This window comes from Crossiella sp. SN42 (assembly GCF_023897065.1).
Classification (GTDB): domain Bacteria; phylum Actinomycetota; class Actinomycetes; order Mycobacteriales; family Pseudonocardiaceae; genus Crossiella.
Genome location: NZ_JAMHIV010000002.1, coordinates 281,003 through 298,387, shown reverse-complemented (window position 1 = coordinate 298,387; position 17,385 = coordinate 281,003). Strand labels below are relative to the sequence as shown.

15 protein-coding genes are annotated in these 17,385 nt (G+C 69.7%); 9 read left to right on the top strand and 6 right to left on the bottom strand.

Going from position 1 to position 17,385, the window contains the following annotated elements:
• Nucleotides 1–60: 60 nt before the first annotated feature.
• Nucleotides 61–1,383 (bottom strand): RNA polymerase sigma factor, encoded by a 1,323-nt coding sequence (locus M8C13_RS04070; protein WP_252479085.1) that lies wholly within the window; start codon nt 1,381–1,383, stop codon nt 61–63.
• A gap of 156 nt (nt 1,384–1,539) precedes the next feature.
• On the bottom strand, nt 1,540–2,298 hold the full coding sequence (gene ppgK / locus M8C13_RS04065; protein ID WP_252479084.1) for a polyphosphate--glucose phosphotransferase: 759 nt from the start codon (nt 2,296–2,298) through the stop codon (nt 1,540–1,542).
• 102 nt (nt 2,299–2,400) lie between these two features.
• On the opposite strand from ppgK, the gene M8C13_RS04060 reads away from it, so the two are divergent.
• A complete protein-coding gene (locus M8C13_RS04060) occupies nt 2,401–3,381 on the top strand; it encodes an inositol monophosphatase family protein (RefSeq protein ID WP_374213023.1) in 981 nt (326 codons plus the stop codon).
• A gap of 1,071 nt (nt 3,382–4,452) precedes the next feature.
• On the opposite strand, the gene cei is transcribed toward M8C13_RS04060, so the two are convergent.
• Nucleotides 4,453–5,115, bottom strand: coding sequence for an envelope integrity protein Cei (gene cei, locus M8C13_RS04055; RefSeq protein ID WP_252479083.1), 663 nt, complete (start codon nt 5,113–5,115; stop codon nt 4,453–4,455).
• A 374-nt stretch (nt 5,116–5,489) separates the two neighbouring features.
• Between cei and M8C13_RS04050 the strand changes: the two genes are divergently transcribed.
• A complete protein-coding gene (locus M8C13_RS04050) occupies nt 5,490–5,789 on the top strand; it encodes a DUF4193 domain-containing protein (protein WP_252479082.1) in 300 nt (99 codons plus the stop codon).
• Between the two features lie 80 nt (nt 5,790–5,869).
• Here the strand turns inward: M8C13_RS04050 and M8C13_RS04045 are convergent, their stop codons facing one another.
• Entirely contained in the window at nt 5,870–6,364 is a 495-nt protein-coding gene (locus tag M8C13_RS04045; RefSeq protein WP_252479081.1) for a DUF3093 domain-containing protein, read from the bottom strand.
• Nucleotides 6,365–6,389: 25 nt separating this feature from the next.
• On the opposite strand from M8C13_RS04045, the gene dut reads away from it, so the two are divergent.
• The 4 genes from dut to M8C13_RS04025 all read left to right on the top strand — a co-directional run bounded on the left by dut (nt 6,390) and on the right by M8C13_RS04025 (nt 8,868).
• Complete coding sequence (gene dut / locus M8C13_RS04040) at nt 6,390–6,893, top strand: dUTP diphosphatase (RefSeq protein ID WP_252479080.1); 504 nt, start codon at nt 6,390–6,392, stop codon at nt 6,891–6,893.
• Nucleotides 6,894–6,897: 4 nt separating this feature from the next.
• Nucleotides 6,898–7,539: a DUF3710 domain-containing protein gene (locus M8C13_RS04035; protein WP_252479079.1), complete on the top strand. Its 642-nt coding sequence runs from the start codon at nt 6,898–6,900 to the stop codon at nt 7,537–7,539.
• Nucleotides 7,540–7,769: 230 nt separating this feature from the next.
• Nucleotides 7,770–8,144: an OB-fold nucleic acid binding domain-containing protein gene (locus M8C13_RS04030; protein WP_252479078.1), complete on the top strand. Its 375-nt coding sequence runs from the start codon at nt 7,770–7,772 to the stop codon at nt 8,142–8,144.
• A gap of 10 nt (nt 8,145–8,154) precedes the next feature.
• Nucleotides 8,155–8,868, top strand: coding sequence for a DUF3159 domain-containing protein (locus M8C13_RS04025; protein ID WP_252479077.1), 714 nt, complete (start codon nt 8,155–8,157; stop codon nt 8,866–8,868).
• Between the two features lie 55 nt (nt 8,869–8,923).
• On the opposite strand, the gene M8C13_RS04020 is transcribed toward M8C13_RS04025, so the two are convergent.
• Together M8C13_RS04020 and M8C13_RS04015 are read right to left on the bottom strand one after the other, a co-directional pair.
• Entirely contained in the window at nt 8,924–9,580 is a 657-nt protein-coding gene (locus M8C13_RS04020; RefSeq protein ID WP_252479076.1) for a TrkA family potassium uptake protein, read from the bottom strand.
• Nucleotides 9,580–10,245 carry an NAD-binding protein gene (locus tag M8C13_RS04015; RefSeq protein ID WP_252479075.1) on the bottom strand — a complete coding sequence of 222 codons (666 nt, stop codon included), beginning with the start codon at nt 10,243–10,245 and terminating at the stop codon, nt 9,580–9,582. Before M8C13_RS04015 ends, M8C13_RS04020 begins: the two co-directional genes overlap by 1 nt.
• Nucleotides 10,246–10,383: 138 nt before the next feature.
• On the opposite strand from M8C13_RS04015, the gene M8C13_RS04010 reads away from it, so the two are divergent.
• The 3 genes from M8C13_RS04010 (at nt 10,384) to dnaE (ending at nt 17,301) form a co-directional block, all read left to right on the top strand.
• Nucleotides 10,384–12,444: an APC family permease gene (locus M8C13_RS04010; protein ID WP_252479074.1), complete on the top strand. Its 2,061-nt coding sequence runs from the start codon at nt 10,384–10,386 to the stop codon at nt 12,442–12,444.
• Complete coding sequence (locus M8C13_RS04005; protein WP_252479073.1) at nt 12,441–13,646, top strand: class I SAM-dependent RNA methyltransferase; 1,206 nt, start codon at nt 12,441–12,443, stop codon at nt 13,644–13,646. Before M8C13_RS04010 ends, M8C13_RS04005 begins: the two co-directional genes overlap by 4 nt.
• A gap of 109 nt (nt 13,647–13,755) precedes the next feature.
• Nucleotides 13,756–17,301, top strand: a complete 3,546-nt coding sequence (gene dnaE / locus M8C13_RS04000) for a DNA polymerase III subunit alpha (protein WP_252479072.1) — start codon at nt 13,756–13,758, stop codon at nt 17,299–17,301.
• Nucleotides 17,302–17,385: the final 84 nt, after the last annotated feature.

Here is a 17,385-nt window from a genome sequence, read left to right as displayed (position 1 = left end):
ACGGCGAAGGCCGCCGATCCCGTGGGGCGGGATCGGCGGCCTCCTTGCTTGTGCCGGGACTCAGTCCAGGTAGTCGCGCAGCACCTGGGACCGCGAGGGGTGCCGGAGCTTGGACATGGTCTTGGACTCGATCTGGCGGATCCGCTCCCGGGTCACGCCGTAGACCTGACCGATCTCATCCAGCGTCCGCGGCTGGCCGTCGGTGAGCCCGAACCGCAGCCGCACCACCCCGGCCTCGCGTTCGGAGAGGGTGGCCAGCACCGACTGGAGCTGGTCCTGCAGCAGCGTGAACGACACCGCGTCCACGGCCACGACGGCTTCGGAGTCCTCGATGAAGTCCCCGAGCTGGGAGTCGCCCTCATCGCCGATGGTCTGATCCAGCGAGATGGGCTCGCGGGCGTACTGCTGGATCTCCAGGACCTTCTCGGGCGTGATGTCCATTTCCTTGGCGAGCTCTTCGGGGGTGGGCTCGCGGCCGAGGTCCTGGAGCAGCTCACGCTGTATGCGACCGAGCTTGTTGATCACTTCCACCATGTGCACCGGGATGCGGATGGTGCGGGCCTGGTCGGCCATGGCACGGGTGATGGCCTGCCGGATCCACCACGTGGCATAGGTGGAGAACTTGTAACCCTTGGTGTAGTCGAACTTCTCCACCGCGCGGATCAGGCCCAGGTTGCCCTCCTGGATCAGGTCCAGGAACGCCATACCGCGACCGGTGTAGCGCTTGGCGAGGCTGACCACCAGGCGGAGGTTGGCCTCCAGCAGGTGGTTCTTGGCGCGCTCGCCGTCCCGGATGATCCAGCGCAGGTCGCGGCGCATCTGGGTGGAGAGCTGCTCGCCCTCCTCCTCGATCTGGCGGTAGCGCTCGGCGGCGTAGAGCCCGGCTTCGATGCGCTTGGCCAGGGCCACTTCCTCTTCGGCATTGAGCAGGGCGACCTTGCCGATCTGCTTGAGGTAGGCGCGGACCGAGTCGGCCGAAGCGGTCAGCTCGGCGTCCTTGCGGGCCTGCCGCAGCGCCTCGGACTCCTCCTCGTCCCAGACGAAGTCACCCGACTTCTGCGGCTCCTCCGCCACCGGCTCCGGCTCGTCGACGACGAGGTCGGCCTCCAGGTCGATCTCTTCCTCGATGTCCTCCAGCACCGGCTCGTCGCCGTCGGCGGCCTTGGTGGCCACCGCCTTGGCTCCGCTGCCGGCCTTCGCGGCGGTCTTCTTCGCCGGGGCCTTGGCCGCGGTCTTGCCCGCGGCCTTGGTGGTCCGGGCCGCGGGCTTCTTGGCGGCGGTCTTGGCCGCCGCCTTCGCCGGGGCCTTGCGGGCCGGGGTAGTCGCCTGCTCGTCGGCCTCGAGTGCGGGGGAAGGCCGGGTAGCGGTGTCTGCGGTGGCCACGTACGCCCTTTCGCGGGGTTCGTTCACTGGCAGACCAAGGGCGCGAACCTAGGCCGCCGGAAGTGTTCGGGGGAGTGCCCACGGCGCAGAGTGCCGCGGGCGCCCACCATTGTAACGACGACAGCGGTCCGGCCGTTGCGGGCCGGGACCGGGAAATCAGCCGTGCAGCCGGGCCGCGGCGCTGGCCGCGCCCACGATTCCGGCGTCGTTCTTCAGCGTCGCCGCGACCACCTCGGTGCGCGCCTCCAGCAGCGGCAGCCACTTGTGCGCCTTCTTGCTGACCCCGCCGCCCGCGATCACCAGGTCCGGCCACACCAGGTCCTCCAGCACCCGCAGGTACCGGGTCACCCTGGGCGCCCACTCCTCCCAGGACAGGTCCAGGTCCTCCTTGACCGAGGCCGCGGCCTGCTTCTCCGCGTCGTGCCCGTCGACCTCGAGGTGGCCGAACTCGGTGTTCGGGACCAGCTTGCCGTCCAGGAACACCGCGCTGCCGATACCGGTGCCGAAGGTCAGCAGGACCACCGTGCCGTCCTTGCCCGCGCCCGCGCCGAAACGCATCTCGGCCAGCCCGGCCGCGTCGGCGTCGTTGAGCACGACCACCTCGGCGGTGGAGCGGCCCAGCTTGGAGGCGAACAGGGCGGCCGCGTCCGTGCCGATCCAGCCGGGGTCGACGTTGGCCGCGCTGTGCGCGACACCCCGCTTGACCACACAGGGCAGGGTGACACCGACCGGCCCCTCCCAGCCGAACTTCCCGACGATCTCCGCGACCACGTCGGCGACCGCCTCCGGCGTCGACGGCTGCGGGGTGGGGATGCGTAGCCGCTCGCCCTCGAGCACACCGGTTTCGAGGTCCACGACACAGCCCTTGATGCCGGAGCCGCCGATATCGACTCCGAACCCTCGGGTAGCGCTCATCCCCGTGGTCCTTCCTGTTCGATTCAGAAACGTGGTGCGCAGACCATAACGTTGATGTGGTCGTATGGTCCCGTGGGTCTGGCTGATGAGGTACCGACGTTGGTGGACGTGTCCCGTTTGCGCACCGTGGCGATCGAGGTGGCGAGCGAGGCCGGGGAGCTGGTCGCGGCCATGAGAGGTGGTCAGCGCCGGTTCTCGGGCGCGGTGGACACCAAGAGCACGGCCACCGACGTGGTCACCGCCGCAGACCGGGCGGCAGAGGAACTGATCCGGTCCCGCCTGGCGAAACTGCGTCCCGAGGACGGGGTCCTGGGCGAGGAAGCCGGCGACGACGCGGCAGGCGCCAGGGTGCGCTGGGTGGTCGACCCCATCGACGGCACGGTGAACTACCTCTACGGCCTGCCCCAGTACGCGGTCTCGGTCGCCGCCGAGGTCGACGGCCTGGCAGTGGCCGCCGCCGTGGTCGAACCCGCCGCGGGCCGGGTATGGAGCGCCGCCCGCGGCCAGGGCGCCACCCTGGACGGCGAGCCACTGCGCGCCTCGGCCACGACGGAGCTGTCGCTGACACTGCTCGCGACCGGGTTCGCGTACCAGGTGGAGCGGCGATCCCGGCAGGCCGATTTGGCTGCCCGGCTGGCTCGGGAGGTGCGGGATCTGCGGCGGAGCGGGTCGGCGGCGATTGATTTGTGCTCGGTGGCGGCGGGGTGGGTGGACGCGTATTTCGAGCATGGGCTTGGGCATTGGGACTGGGCGGGCGGTGGGTTGATCGCCGAGGAGGCTGGGGCGGTGGTGCGGCGGCCGAGCGGGTATGGGGTGAGCTCGGCTGGGGCGAATCGGGTTGAGGCCGGTCGGACTGGGTCGGATCCGGTTGGGCCGGATGCGGTTGGGCCAGATCGGGTTGGGCCAGATCGGGTTGGGTCGGATCCGGCTGGAGCGGATCCGCGGGGGTCGGACCGACGTGGGGCGGATCCGCGTGCGGCGAATCCGGACGGCCTGGGTGCGGACATCACGCTTGCTGTTGCGCCCGGGGTGGCGGCAGAACTGACAGAACTGCTGCGGCGGTCCGGGGCGTCAGAGGTGTGATTGGCCAACCACTCACTGTCGGCTGACTCGGGCTGTCAGGTTGTGAGTGGTAGGCCACTCAGTCATCGCAGGTTCTGCTGCGACTTGCGGGAGAGTGATTGGTTGACCACTTACTGGTGGCGCTGCGGCGGGTCGAACGGCTGAGTGGCCGGACGGTGGTGGCAGACGCGGAGCCCTGAGTCGAGCGGCCCGGAAACCGCAGGCGGCCCGAATCGCAGGTGGCCCCGAACCGCAGGCAGCCCCGAACTGCCCGCAGTCCCGGACCGCCCGCAGTCCCGGACCGCCCGCAGTCCCGGACCGCCCGCAGTCCCGAACCGTGCGGCCCTGAATCGTGCAGCCCGGGCTGCGTGCGGCCCTGAACTACGCGGTCCTGAATCGCGTGCGGTCCTGAACGATGCGCGGTCCTGAACGGTGCGGAAGCCTAAGCGGTACGGAGGCCCGAATTGGTGAAGCTCGAGTTCCCTGGAGTGATTGGTCGACCACTCACTCCGATGCGGGAAGTGGCTGTAGCGGCACGCGGCACGCGGCACGCGGCGCGCGCGGCGCGGGGTGGGGTGGGGTGGGTAGTGGTGATCGCATGGGCAAGGATCAAGTCGAGCGCGGCAAGCTGTGAGTGGTTGACCACTCATTCGTTGCGAGGTGCGGCGGATGCGCCGTCGGCGATGGCACTGGCGACTGCGGTGTCAGGTGGCCGCGATGTCATTGACCGCGGGCCAAGCTGCTGTGACGCCGGGGGCTGCAATGCCAGGCAACTGCCGATGGTTGTGACTGCCGCGTTCGAGTACGCCGCCTGCGAGCACTGCCGCGTTCGAGCACTGCCGCCTTCAAACACTGCCGCCTGCTGGAACTGCTGTCGCCGAGAACTGTCGCCTCCGAGAACTGCCGCCTCCGCTGACTGACGCGCCCGGCGACTGCGGTCTCCCGCAACTCCCGCCCCCCGACCATTCCGCCACCCCGAACGACCCCACCCAGCCAAGCATGAGTGGCAGACCACTCACACCCCGACGCCCGCCCGGAGAATCCCCGGACGGGCGTCAGTCGAGCGGTAATGCGCCGGGCGCGAGTCCCGGCCTAGCAGTGCACGTTGCGGGCCGCCGCCAGCAGTTCGGCGTCGAGTTGCGGCGGTGGGGGAGCGGCTTGCTGGCCGCCTCGTTCTGGTTGCTGGTCGGCCCACTCCTTGAGCTTTTCCAGGAGTTGGCGGGTGCTGGAGGAGGGCTTGATGCCGTCGAACTTCTTGCCCAGCACGACGTCCACAGTGGAGTCCTGGCGCTCGTCCCTGACCAGCTGCACGCACGGGGCCAGCAGGCTCAGGGTGCGGGCCGCGCCTGCGCCGTTGGGGCCGTAGCGGAGTTGGCCGTGGCAAGTGAGCTTGCTGTCGTAGACCGGGTCGTCGCTGGGCTCGCCCGCTTTGTTGAAGCCGAAGCCCATCAGTTCCTCGTTGACCAGCTTGCCCTGTCCGCGCAGGCCACCGCCGTTGAGCACGCGGAGCTTGATGTCCGAGGCCGGCCACGGGTCGGTCTTGTCCAGCGCGTCCCTGGGCTGGCCCACGCCCTCGTACGGCTTCTTGCCGGCCTCCACCGCGGGCGGTGGGTCGCAGCGGACCGCGGCCTCGGCGTCGCCCACGTTGCCGAAGACCTTGCTCCACACAAAAGTCGCTATCACGCCGAGCAGGACCAGGATGACCAGCGCCGGCAGCGGGCGTCGCCTCCGATAACGTCCGAGGCCCTGCCTCACGCTCCCCGCAGCCACGTCCTCCGCCCTCCCCGGCGTTGTCCGCCATCGCCTGTACACACGTCGACGATCAGCCTAGGCGGTAACGGCTCAGCATGCGTGACCAGATTCGTCTTCCTTTGTCGGCCGATGGGGTGCTACTGACCACATCCACCGCGCTTCCGGGTGACCCAGTGAACGCACCGGACCGCGATGGGCTACCCTCTCGGCGCTCCGGCCCGCCGGTAAGCCGATTTACCTGATCGACTTCGCCAGGGGCGCCGGGTTCTCGAGAAGAGACGGCCGTCACTGGGGACGGCGGGCACAAATCGGTGCGCTGGAACGTTAACCAGCGGCACGAACCACCATCTTGAGTAAAACGCAGGGGTGACTACACGATGGCGACCGACTACGACGCACCGCGCCGTGGCGAGACCGACGAACTCGCCGAGGACTCGCTTGAAGAGCTGAAGGCGCGGCGCAACGAGACGCAGTCCGGGGTGGTCGACGTCGACATCGACGCGCCGGACGAGAACTTCGAGCTGCCCGGGGCCGACCTGTCCGGCGAGGAGCTGACCGTCAAGGTGCTCCCGAAGCAGGACGACGAGTTCACCTGCTCTCGCTGCTTCCTGCTGCACCACCGCAGCAGGCTGTCCCGGGAGAAGGACGGGCAGTACATCTGCCGCGATTGCGACTGAGCAAGGCTTCCACGGCCAACGAGGTCAGGCACCAGTCCGGGGACGGCTGGTGTCCTGACCAAGGGTTCTGACCGGGAGGGCTAACTGGCGCGCTTGGCCGCCTCGGCGCGCAGCAGCTCCGCGAGCTGCTCGGCCCGCCTGGTGCTGAACAGCCAGTACGGCGTGGGGTCCTCCGGGTCGGTCAGCTCGACCAGCACGGCGGGCCCGACCCAGCCCCGGTGCGCCACGAACGCGGCCGGGTCCAGGTCCCGGCCCATCGCCGGGCGCTTCTCGTTGACATCCAGGGCGGTGACCCTGCCGACGAACTCCAGCGGCAGGTGCGCCTCGCCCACCCACAGCTCGCCGCCCTTGACCTGCACCTGCTGCCTGCCCAGCCACAGCATGGTCACCACGACCAGCGGCACCAGCAGCAGGTAGGGCAACCACGAGCGCACTCCCGGGTACCCCATGTGGATCTCCGCGGCCAGCAGCACCGCACCGGCCAGCGGCAGCGGCCAGCCCCACCACGGGACGTAGAGCCGCTCACTGAAGAGGACATCCCCGGTCGTATCGACCGCGCGCGCGTTCCTGCTCACGGGCACCAGGGTAATGTCGCCCGCCGTGCCCAGCGTTGAGGTGCTCCTGACCCGGCTCGATCCGGATGTGCCCGTCCCTTCCTACGCCCGCCCCGGCGACGCGGGCGCCGATCTGGTGACCACCAGCGACCTGGTGCTGCCACCGGGGGAGCGCGCGGTGGTCGGCACCGGGATCGCGATCGCCCTGCCCATCGGGTTCGCCGCCTTTGTGCACCCGAGGTCGGGGCTGGCGGCCAGAGCGGGGCTCAGCGTGGTCAACACACCTGGCACCATCGACGCCGGGTACCGGGGCGAGATCAAGATCTGCCTGGTCAACCACGACCTGCGCGAGCCGATCACGCTGCACCGCGGCGACCGGATCGCCCAGCTGGTCATCCAGCGGGTGGAACAGGCCGAGTTCCGCGAGGTCGGCGAGCTGCCGGAGTCCGTGCGCGGCGCGGGTGGCTACGGGTCGACCGGGGGAGCCGCGGTACTGGCCGGTCAGCGAGCCGGGCACAACGGCGGCTCGCCTGAAGTGACGGAGGTCTGAGGGGATGTTCGGGTTCGGGCGTCGCGGCAAGCGGCGCAAGGCGGCAGGCGAGCAGGGGCACGCCCTCGGCGCGGGGCAGGGCGGCGAGCACGACGACCTGCCTGCCGAGGACGGCTTCGACGGGCCCTACGACGAGAAGGAAGCGCCCGCCGACCAGGTGTCCCGGCTCGACCTGGGCTCGGTCCGGGTGCCGGTGCCCGACGGCACCCAGCTCCAGGTCGAGGTGGCGCCGGAGGGCGCGGTGCAGGCCGTGCACCTGGTGACCCCGGTGGCCAGGCTCACCGTGAGCGCCTTCGCCGCCCCCCGATCGGGTGGGTTGTGGCAGGAGGTCAGCAAGGAGCTGGCCGAGCAGCTGCGCGGCGACGGCGCCAGGGTGGTGCTGGAGGGCGGCGACTGGGGCACCGAGCTGGTGGCCTCCTCGCCGGAGATGTCGCTGCGCTTCGTCGGGGTGGACGGGCCGCGCTGGATGCTGCGCGCGGTGGCCGCCTCCTCCGCCGAGCAGTCCGCCGCCGCGGGTGAGGCGCTGCGCGAGATCGTGCGCGGCACCGTGGTGGTCCGGGGCGACCAGCCGATGCCGGTGCGCACGCCGCTGCCGGTGGAGCTGCCGGAGGCGATCGCCAAGCACCTCGCCCAGGAACAGGGCTAGAGAACAGCGCACCCGGGTTCGGCTCCGGACCCGGGTGTGATCTGGCCTGCTGTGCCCAAGCACACCCCCGCCGAACAGGCCTGACAGACCGGGAACTTTGTCCCCTTCTGGGGCGTTCTAAACGGTGAAACCGCCGGTCAAACCAGCTGGAGTAAAACCACCCCCAGATGGTTACTCTGGCGATAAACGGGGCCACAACCGAGGGCCCCTTTCGTATGGGGAGCGCCGGAATGAGTGGCACCGGGGGCTACTGGCGGCGAATGGTCCGCAGGCTGACGAGTGACGTCAGCGAGCTGGACGCCGACGACCTGTCCCGAAAAGCCGAGGCACAGGGCGCCGTGAAGGCGTGCGACTGCCGATCCGGCGAGGAGGTCACCGTGCTGGGGCGGCTGCGCAGCGTCGAGCTGTGCCCGCGCGACGCGGTGGCGACCCTGGAAGCCGAGCTGTACGACGGCACCGAAGGAGTCACCCTGGTGTGGCTCGGCAGGCGCCGCATCCCCGGTATCGAGCCGGGACGCACGATCAAGGCGCGGGGGCGGATCGCGGTGCGGGACGGGCGTAAAGTGCTCTACAACCCGTACTACGAGCTACAGACCACCTCCTGATCGTGAGCGTATGAGCGAACCCACCACTCCGCAGGCCGGTCAGTCCGCCGAGCTGGAGAAAACCGAGTCCCCGGCTGTCGAACCCGCCGAGGACGCCGTCGAGCCCATGCCGACCATGTGGGAGCAGATGGGCGGCCTGGTCGGCTTCATCTCCGCCTCCGTGCCGGTCGCGGTGTTCGTCTTCGTCAACTGGGCCACCAGCATGTGGCCCGCCATCTGGAGCGCCCTGGGCGTGGCCGTGCTGATCGGCGTGTGGCGCCTGGTCCGCAAGGAGAAGATGATGCCCGCGATCTCGGGCGTGATGGGCGTCGGCATCGCCGCGTTCATCGCCTACCGGGTCGGCGAGGCCAAGGGCTTCTTCCTCTACGGCATCTGGGTCAGCCTGATCTTCGGCGGCCTGTTCCTGGTCTCGCTGCTGGTGCGCTGGCCGCTGGTGGGCGTCATCTGGTCCGGGCTCAACGGCCACGGCTTCGGCTGGCGCGAGCACCCCAAGGCCCGCTTCGGCTACGACCTGGCCACCGTGTTCTGGACGCTGGTGTTCGCGGCCCGGTTCGTGGTGCAGAACTGGCTCTACGAGGGCGACCAGACCACCCTGCTGGGCATCACCCGCCTGGCCATGGGCTACCCGCTGACCGCGATCGCGCTGCTGGTCACCGTCTGGGCCGTGCGCCGCGCCAAGCGCATCGAGGACGAACACGCCCCGGCGCAACCAAGCCCGGCCTGAGCAGACCAAGAAGAACGGCCCCGGGAGATCACCCGGGGCCGTTCTTGTGTCCTGGTCAGCTGAGCAGGGCCTGCTGGACCTCGTTCTCCACGTCGCTGGTGGCCACGAACAGCAGCTCGTCGCCCGCTTCCAGGGTGTCGTCGGGCTGCGGCACGATGACCCGGCCGCCGCGCAGGATGGTCACCAGGGCGGCGTCCCGGGGCAGGCGCAGGGCCTTGACCGCGCGGCCGGAGAGCGGGGTGTCCTCGGGCAGGGTGACCTCGACCAGGTTGGCCTGGCCCTGGCGGAAGGTCAGCAGCCGGACCAGGTCGCCGACGGTGACCGCCTCCTCGACCATGGCGGCCAGCATCCGCGGGGTGGACACCGCCACGTCCACCCCCCACGCCTCGGTGAACAGCCACTCGTTGCGCGGGTCGTTGACCCTGGCCACCACCCGGCGCACCGCGAACTCGGTCTTGGCCAGCAGCGCCACCACCAGGTTGACCTTGTCGTCCCCGGTCGCGGCGATCACCACGTCGCACAGCTCCATGCCGGCCTCCTCCAGGGAGGACAGCTCGCAGGCGTCGGCGTGCACCCACTCGGCCTGCTCGACCGCGTGCGGGTCGAAGTGGTCGCGGTCCCGCTCGATCAGCATCACCTGGTGGTTGGAGTCCAGCAGCTCGCGGGCGATGGACCGGCCGACGGCCCCGGCCCCGGCGATGGCGACGCGCATCAGTTGTTCTCCTCGGGAGCCTGCGCCGCCGCGGCGCTCACGTCGGTGACGGTGCCGGACAGCGCGGCCACGTAGATCTGGTCACCGGACTGCACCACGGTGTCCCGGTCCGGCAGCACGCCGGTGCCGAAGCGCATCACGAAGGCCACCCTGGCGCCGACGGCCGCCTCGACCTCGCGCACGCCCTTGCCCACCCAGCCCTCGTGCAGCGGCAGCTGGAAGACCGCCACCGTGCCGGAGGGGTCGCGCCAGGCGGTGGCCACCCCGTCGGGCAGCAGCATCCGCAGGAACCGGTCGGTGGTCCAGGGCACGGTGGCCACGGTGGGGATGCCCAGCCGCTCGTACACCGCGGCCCGCTTGGGGTCGTAGATCCGGGCGACCACGTGCTCGACGCCGAAGGTCTCGCTGGCCACCCTGGCGGAGATGATGTTGGAGTTGTCGCCGTTGGAGACCGCGGCGAAGGCCCCGGCCCGCTCGATGCCCGCCTCGATCAGCACCTGCCGGTCGAAGCCGATGCCGACCACCTGCTGACCGTGGAAGTCCCCGCCCAGCCTGCGGAAGGACTGCACGCTCTTGTCCACGACCGCGACCGTGTGACCCAGCCGTTCCAGGCCCTTGGCCAGCGATGATCCGACTCGGCCGCAGCCCATGATGACCACGTGCACTAAGTTCCTCCTCCAAGCACGAACCGTGCACCCTAACCTTCCCCCATTCGGGGGATGGCCGCGACCTGTGTCCAGACATTCCCAACATACCGACGGCTGGCCAGCCCCGGTTCACGCGGTCCCTCTACGCTGCCCTCCGTGTCCAAGTTCGCCACCGCGGCCAAACGCCTCCTGGTGGGGCGGCCGTTCCGCAGTGACCGGCTCTCCCACACGCTGCTGCCCAAGCGCATCGCGCTGCCGGTGTTCGCCTCCGACGCGCTCTCCTCGGTGGCCTACGCGCCGGAGGAGATCTTCCTGGTGCTCTCCGTGGCCGGGATCTCGGGTTACGTGTTCGCGCCGTGGATCGGGGTCGCGGTCGCGGTGGTCATGCTGACCGTCGTCTTCAGCTACCGGCAGAACGTGCACGCCTACCCCTCCGGCGGCGGCGACTACGAGATCGCCAACGCGAACCTGGGCCGCTACGGCGGCCTGACCGTGGGCAGCGCGCTGCTGGTGGACTACATCCTCACCGTGGCGGTGTCGATCTCCTCGGCGATGGCCAACATCGGCTCGCTGATCCCCTACGTGGCCGAGCACAAGGTGATCTTCGCGGTGGTGGCCATCGTGCTGCTCACCGCGGTCAACCTGCGCGGCATCCGGGAGTCCGGCAGCGCCTTCGCCATCCCGACCTACGCGTTCATGATCGGCATGATCCTGATGATCGTGTTCGGTCTTGTGCGCGGGTTCGTGCTGGACGAGCCGATGCGCGCGGAGAGCGCCGGGTTCACCCTGAACGCCGAGCACGACGAGCTGATGGGCCTGGCGCTGGCCATGATCGTGCTGCGCTCGTTCACCCAGGGCTGCGCCGCGCTGACCGGGGTGGAGGCGATCAGCAACGGGGTGCCCGCCTTCCGCAAGCCGAAGTCGCGCAACGCGGCCACCACGCTGCTGATGATGGGCCTGATCGCGGTGATCATGCTGATGGGCCTGGTCACGCTGGCCCAGCTGACCGGGGTCAAGATCGCCGAGCACCCGGAGACGCAGCTGGTCGGCGCGCCGGAGGGCTACCACCAGAAGACCATGGTGGTGCAGATCGCCAACGCGGTCTTCGACGGCTTCCCGGTGGGCGCGGTGTTCATCGCCGCGGTCACCGCGCTGATCCTGGTGCTGGCCGCGAACACCGCGTTCAACGGCTTCCCGGTGCTCGGCTCGATCCTGGCCCAGGACCGCTACCTGCCGCGCCAGCTGCACACCCGCGGCGACCGGCTGGCCTTCTCCAACGGCATCGTCTTCCTCGCCGGGTTCGCCATCCTGCTGGTCATCCTGTACGAGGCCGAGGTGGGCAGGCTGATCCCGCTCTACACCGTGGGCGTGTTCGTCTCCTTCACCCTCAGCCAGGCCGGCATGGTCCGGCACTGGAACCGGCTGCTGCGCGGCGAGCAGGACACCGCGATCGTCACCCGGCTCAAGCGGTCCCGGCTGATCAGCGGCTTCGGCATGGTGATGACCGGCGTGGTGCTGATCGTGGTGCTGATCACCAAGTTCACCCTCGGCGCCTGGGTGGCGATCGCGGCGATGGCCGCGGTGTTCGCGCTGATGACCGGTATCCGCAGGCACTACGACCACGTGGCGCAGGAGCTGGAGGCGGCCGAGAGCGACCGCTCGCACACCCTGCCCGCGCGCAACCACGCGGTGGTGCTGGTCTCCAAGCTGCACATGCCGACCATGCGCGCGATCAGCTTCGCCAGGGCCACCCGGCCGGACGTGCTGGAGGCGGTCACGGTGAACGTGGACGACACCGACACCCGGCGGCTGGTCACCGACTGGGAGCGGCAGGACCTGCCGGTGCCGCTGAAGGTGGTCGAGTCGCCCTACCGCGAGATCACCAAGCCGGTGCTGGACTACGTGAAGCGGATCCGCAGCAGCAACCCGCGCGACGTGGTGACCGTGTTCATCCCGGAGTACGTGGTGGGCCGCTGGTGGGAGCACCTGCTGCACAACCAGAGCGCGCTGCGCCTGAAGGGCAGGCTGCTGTTCCAGCCGGGCGTCATGGTGGTCTCGGTGCCCTGGCAGCTGGCGTCCTCGCAGCGCAGGGTCAAGGAGGCGCCGGTGGTCACCCCCGGCGCGATCCGCCGTGGCTTCGACCCGGTGCACGCCGCACGCAAGGCCGCCGAAGAGCGGCGCATGAAGGCCGAGAAGAAGGCGGAAGCCAAGAAGTGAGTCAGGACCGCCTGGACTGGACCGGTCGCACGCTGGAAGTCGAGATCGGCCCGGTGGCGCACGGCGGCCACTGCGTCGCCCGGCACGAGGGCAGGGTGCTCTTCGTCCGGCACGCGCTGCCGGGGGAGAAGGCCCTGGTCCACGTCACCGAGGACAACGGCGGCTCGTTCTGCCGGGCCGACGCGGTCACCGTGCACATCCCGTCGCCGGACCGGGTCACCCCGCCCTGCCCGCTGGCCGCGCCCGGCGAGTGCGGCGGCTGCGACTGGCAGCACGCCAGCCCCGCCGCCCAGCGCGAGCTCAAGGCCACCGTGGTGATGGAGCAGCTCAAGCGGATCGCGGGCCTGGACCGGCAGGTCACCGTCGAGGAGCTCCCCGGCGGCATGCTGGACTGGCGCACCCGGGTCCGCCTCGCGGTGGGCAGCGGCGGCCGCGCCGGCCTGCGTGCGCACCGCAGCCACCGGGTGATCCCGCTGCGGGACTGCCCGATCGCGGCGCCCGGCGCGCTGGAGGGCGTGCTCAGCCGCAGCTGGAAACCGGGCACCGAGCTGGAGGTGGCCAAGGACGGCGCGGGCCAGGTGCACGTGGCCGAGATCCGCAAGGACCGCCCACCGCGGATCATGGCCGGCGACGGCCTGGCCCACGAACACGCCGCCGGCCGCGACTGGCGCCTGGCCGCCGGCGGCTTCTGGCAGGTGCACCCCGCGGCCGCGGACACCTTCGCCGGGGTCGTCGAGGAGTGGGCCCAGGCGCCGGTGGGCGGCACAGCCTGGGACCTCTACGGCGGGGTCGGGCTGTTCGCCGCGGTGCTGGCCAGGCAGGTCGGGCCGACGGGCTCGGTGCTGGCGATCGAGTCCTCGAAGCGGGCGGTGGTGGACGGCACGGCGAACCTGGTGGATCTGCCGCAGGTGCGGTTGCGGGTGGGCCGGGTGGAGCGGGTGCTGGGGTCGGCGGAGCTGCGGGCGGAGCGGCCGGACGTGGTGGTGCTGGACCCGCCGCGCAAGGGCGCGGGCAAGGACGTGGTGGCGGCGGTGGCCGAGGCCGGGCCGTCGCGGGTGGTGCACGTGGCGTGTGATCCGGCGGCGCTGGCGCGGGATGTCGGGTTGTTCCGGGGGCAGGGGTACGAGCTCCGGGAGCTGCGGGCCTTCGACGCCTTCCCGATGACTCATCACATGGAGTGCATCGCCCTGCTCACGCGCTGAAACCACGGCGTTTCAACGAGATTTGTCCTCCAGGGCCGAGCATGATGGGATCGCAGTCCGGCGGGGCGCACCCCGTCGATGATCTTGTAGTCCGGGGAGGTCCTGGCCGGTGTCTGGCGACTCATTCGTCCACCTGCATGTGCACACCGAGTACTCCATGCTCGACGGGGCGGCCAAGATCGCTCCGTTGTTCGCGGAGGCGGCGCGGTTGGAGATGCCCGCGGTGGGCATGACCGACCACGGCAACATGTACGGCGGCGACGAGTTCTACCAGCAGGCCAAGAAGCACGGCATCAAGCCGATCATCGGCATCGAGGCCTACATCGCGCCGACCAGCCGGTTCCACAAGAAGCCGGTGTTCTGGGGCGATCCCGGCCAGCGCGGTGACGACATCTCCGGCGCCGGCGCCTACACGCACATGACCATGGTGGCCAAGAACTCCACCGGGGTGCGCAACCTGTTCCGGCTGTCCAGCCAGGCGTCCATGGAGGGCTACTACTACAAGCCCCGGATGGACCGGGAGATCATCGCGGAGAACGCCGAGGGGATCATCGCCACCACCGGCTGCCCCTCCGGCGAGGTGCAGACCCGGTTGCGGCTGGGGCACGAGGCCGAGGCGATCCAGGCGGCGGCGGACTACCGGGACATCTTCGGCGCGGAGAACTTCTTCCTCGAGCTGATGGACCACGGGCTGTCCATCGAGCGGCGGGTGCGCGAGGGGCTGCTGGAGATCGGCAAGAAGCTCAACATCCCGCCGCTGGCCACCAACGACAGCCACTACGTCACCAAGGACCAGGCCGACGCGCACTCCGCGTTGCTGTGCGTGCAGTCCGGCAAGATGCTGTCGGACCCGAACCGGTTCAAGTTCGACGGCGACGGCTACTACCTGAAGTCGGCCGCGGAGATGCGCGAGTTGTGGGACGGCCAGGTCGAGGGCGCCTGTGACAACACGCTGCTGATCGCGGAGATGGTCGAGTCCTACGACGACGTGTGGGCGCACCGGGACCGGATGCCGGTCTTCCCGGTGCCCGAGGGCGAGACCCAGGAGTCCTTCCTCTTCAAACAGGTCATGGAGGGGCTGCACCGCCGCTTCCCGGAGGGCATCCCGGACGGCTACGTGGAGCGGGCCGAGTTCGAGCTGAACGTGATCGCGGGCAAGGGGTTCCCGGCCTACTTCCTGGTGGTCGGCGACCTGGTCTCCTACGCCAAGTCGGTGGGCATCCGGGTCGGGCCCGGCCGTGGCTCGGCCGCGGGCGCGCTGGTGGCCTACGCGCTGGGCATCACCAACATCGACCCGATCCCGCACGGCCTGCTGTTCGAGCGGTTCCTCAACCCCGAGCGCACCGCCATGCCCGATATCGACATCGACTTCGACGACCGCAGGCGCGGCGAGATGGTGCGCTACGCCACCGAGAAGTGGGGCAGCGACCGGGTCGCCCAGGTGATCACCTTCGGCACCATCAAGACGAAGGCGGCCATCAAGGACTCCGCGCGCGTGCACTACGGGCAGCCCGGGTTCGCCATCGCGGACAAGATCTCCAAGGCGCTGCCGCCGCCGATCATGGCCAAGGACATCCCGCTCTCCGGCATCGTCAACCCCAAGCACGAGCGCTACGGCGAGGCCGCCGAGGTCCGCACCCTGATCGAGAACGACCAGGACGTGGCCAAGATCTTCGAGACCGCGCGCGGCCTGGAGGGCCTGATCCGCAACGCCGGTGTGCACGCCTGCGCGGTGATCATGTCCTCCGAGCCGCTGATCGAGTCCATCCCGCTGTGGCGGCGCGACGACGGCTCGATCATCACCGGCTGGGACTACCCGTCGTGTGAGAACCTCGGCCTGCTGAAGATGGACTTCCTCGGCCTGCGCAACCTCACCGTCATGGGCGATGCCATCGACAACGTCAAGGCCAACCGCGGCCAGGACATCGACCTGGACACCCTGGCCCTCGACGACAAGACCACCTACGAGCTGCTCAGCCGCGGCGACACCCTCGGCGTGTTCCAGCTCGACGGCGGCCCCATGCGCGACCTGCTGCGCCGCATGCAGCCCAACGCCTTCGAGGACATCGTCGCGGTCGGCGCGCTGTACCGCCCCGGCCCGATGGGCATGAACGCGCACAACGACTACGCCGACCGCAAGAACAAGCGGCAAGAGGTCAAGCCGATCCACCCGGAGCTGGAGGAACCGCTGCGGGAGATCCTCTCCGAGACCTACGGCCTGATCGTCTACCAAGAGCAGATCATGTTCATCGCGCAGAAGGTGGCCGGCTATTCGATGGGCCGCGCGGACGTGCTGCGCAAGGCGATGGGCAAGAAGAAGCAGGAGGTCCTGGAAAAGGAGTTCGAGGGCTTCCACGCCGGAATGCAGGCCAACGGCTTCTCCGACGAGGCGGTCAAGGCGCTCTGGGACACGATTCTCCCGTTCGCCGGCTACGCGTTCAACAAGTCGCACGCGGCCGCCTATGGCCTGGTCTCCTACTGGACCGCCTACCTCAAGGCGAACTACCGCGCCGAGTACATGGCCGCGCTGCTCACCTCGGTCGGTGACAACAAGGACAAGTCCGCGGTCTACCTCTCCGAGTGCCGCCGCCTGGGCATCAAGGTGCTGCCGCCGGATGTCAACGAGTCCGCGCTGCGCTTCTCCGCGGTCGGCACCGACATCCGCTTCGGCCTCGGCGCGATCCGCAACGTCGGCGCCAACGTGGTCGAGTCGATCATCACGACCAGGGAGAAGAAGGGGAAGTACAGCTCCTTCACCGACTTCCTGGACAAGTCCGAGCTGGTCTGCTGCAACAAGCGGGTCATCGAGTCGCTGATCAAGGCGGGCGCGTTCGACTCCTTCGGCAGCACCCGGCTGGCCCTCATGCAGGTGCACGAGGAAGCCGTGGACGCCGTGGTCGGCCTCAAGCGCCAGGAGGCGATGGGCCAGTTCGACCTCTTCGGCGGCGGTGACGACAGCGAGGCCGGCGAGGACTCCTCCCCGCTGGCGCACCTGAAGTTCGGCGCCGAGGAGTGGCCGCGCAAGCAGATGCTCGGCTTCGAGCGGGAGATGCTCGGCCTCTACGTCTCCGCGCACCCGCTGGACGGCGCCGAGCGGATCCTGCGCAAGAATGCGCAGAAGACCATCGCCGAGCTGCTCAACGACCCGCCAAGGGAGGGCGAGGTGGTCATCGCCGGGATGATCTCCGGTCTGGAGCGGCGGGTGAACAAGAACGGCGAGCCGTGGGCCATCGCCACGGTGGAGGACCTGGACGCCTCCATCGAGGTGCTGTTCTTCCCGAAGAGCTACAGCGTGCTCTCCGCCGACCTGGTCGAGGACGCCGCGGTGGCGATCAAGGGCAGGGTGAACTGGCGCGAGGACAAGATGTCCATCTTCGGCGGCGGGGTGATCCCGCTGGACATCGCCGACGCGGAGAACAACCCGGGCATGGACCCGCCGTTCGTGCTGGCCTGCAACCCGGAGAAGCTGAACGAGGAAGTCCTGCTGGAGCTCAAGCGGACGCTGTCCATGCACAAGGGCGACACCCCGGTGCACCTCAAGCTGATGTTCCGGCGCGAGGCCGTGATGATGGCGGTGGACGACTACCCGATCAAGCTCACCCCGGCGTTCATGGGCGAGATCAAGGCCCTGCCCGGTATCGCGGTCAGCGCTTAGCCGGAAGTTCCCCAGACAAGACCAGTAGCCTGGACGACGTCCACCCGTTCGAGTGGCGGGTGGACGTTCGGCATGGGTCTGAAG

What these genes read in the sequence shown, in the direction of transcription:
- M8C13_RS04025 (WP_252479077.1), top strand. Translation starts at nt 8,155, where the DNA reads ATGAGCGAACCCACCACTCCGCAGGCCGGTCAGTCCGCCGAGCTGGAG.
- M8C13_RS04020 (WP_252479076.1), bottom strand. Translation starts at nt 9,580, where the DNA reads ATGCGCGTCGCCATCGCCGGGGCCGGGGCCGTCGGCCGGTCCATCGCC.
- ppgK (WP_252479084.1), bottom strand. Translation starts at nt 2,298, where the DNA reads ATGAGCGCTACCCGAGGGTTCGGAGTCGATATCGGCGGCTCCGGCATC.
- M8C13_RS04050 (WP_252479082.1), top strand. Translation starts at nt 5,490, where the DNA reads ATGGCGACCGACTACGACGCACCGCGCCGTGGCGAGACCGACGAACTC.
- M8C13_RS04035 (WP_252479079.1), top strand. Translation starts at nt 6,898, where the DNA reads ATGTTCGGGTTCGGGCGTCGCGGCAAGCGGCGCAAGGCGGCAGGCGAG.
- M8C13_RS04030 (WP_252479078.1), top strand. Translation starts at nt 7,770, where the DNA reads ATGAGTGGCACCGGGGGCTACTGGCGGCGAATGGTCCGCAGGCTGACG.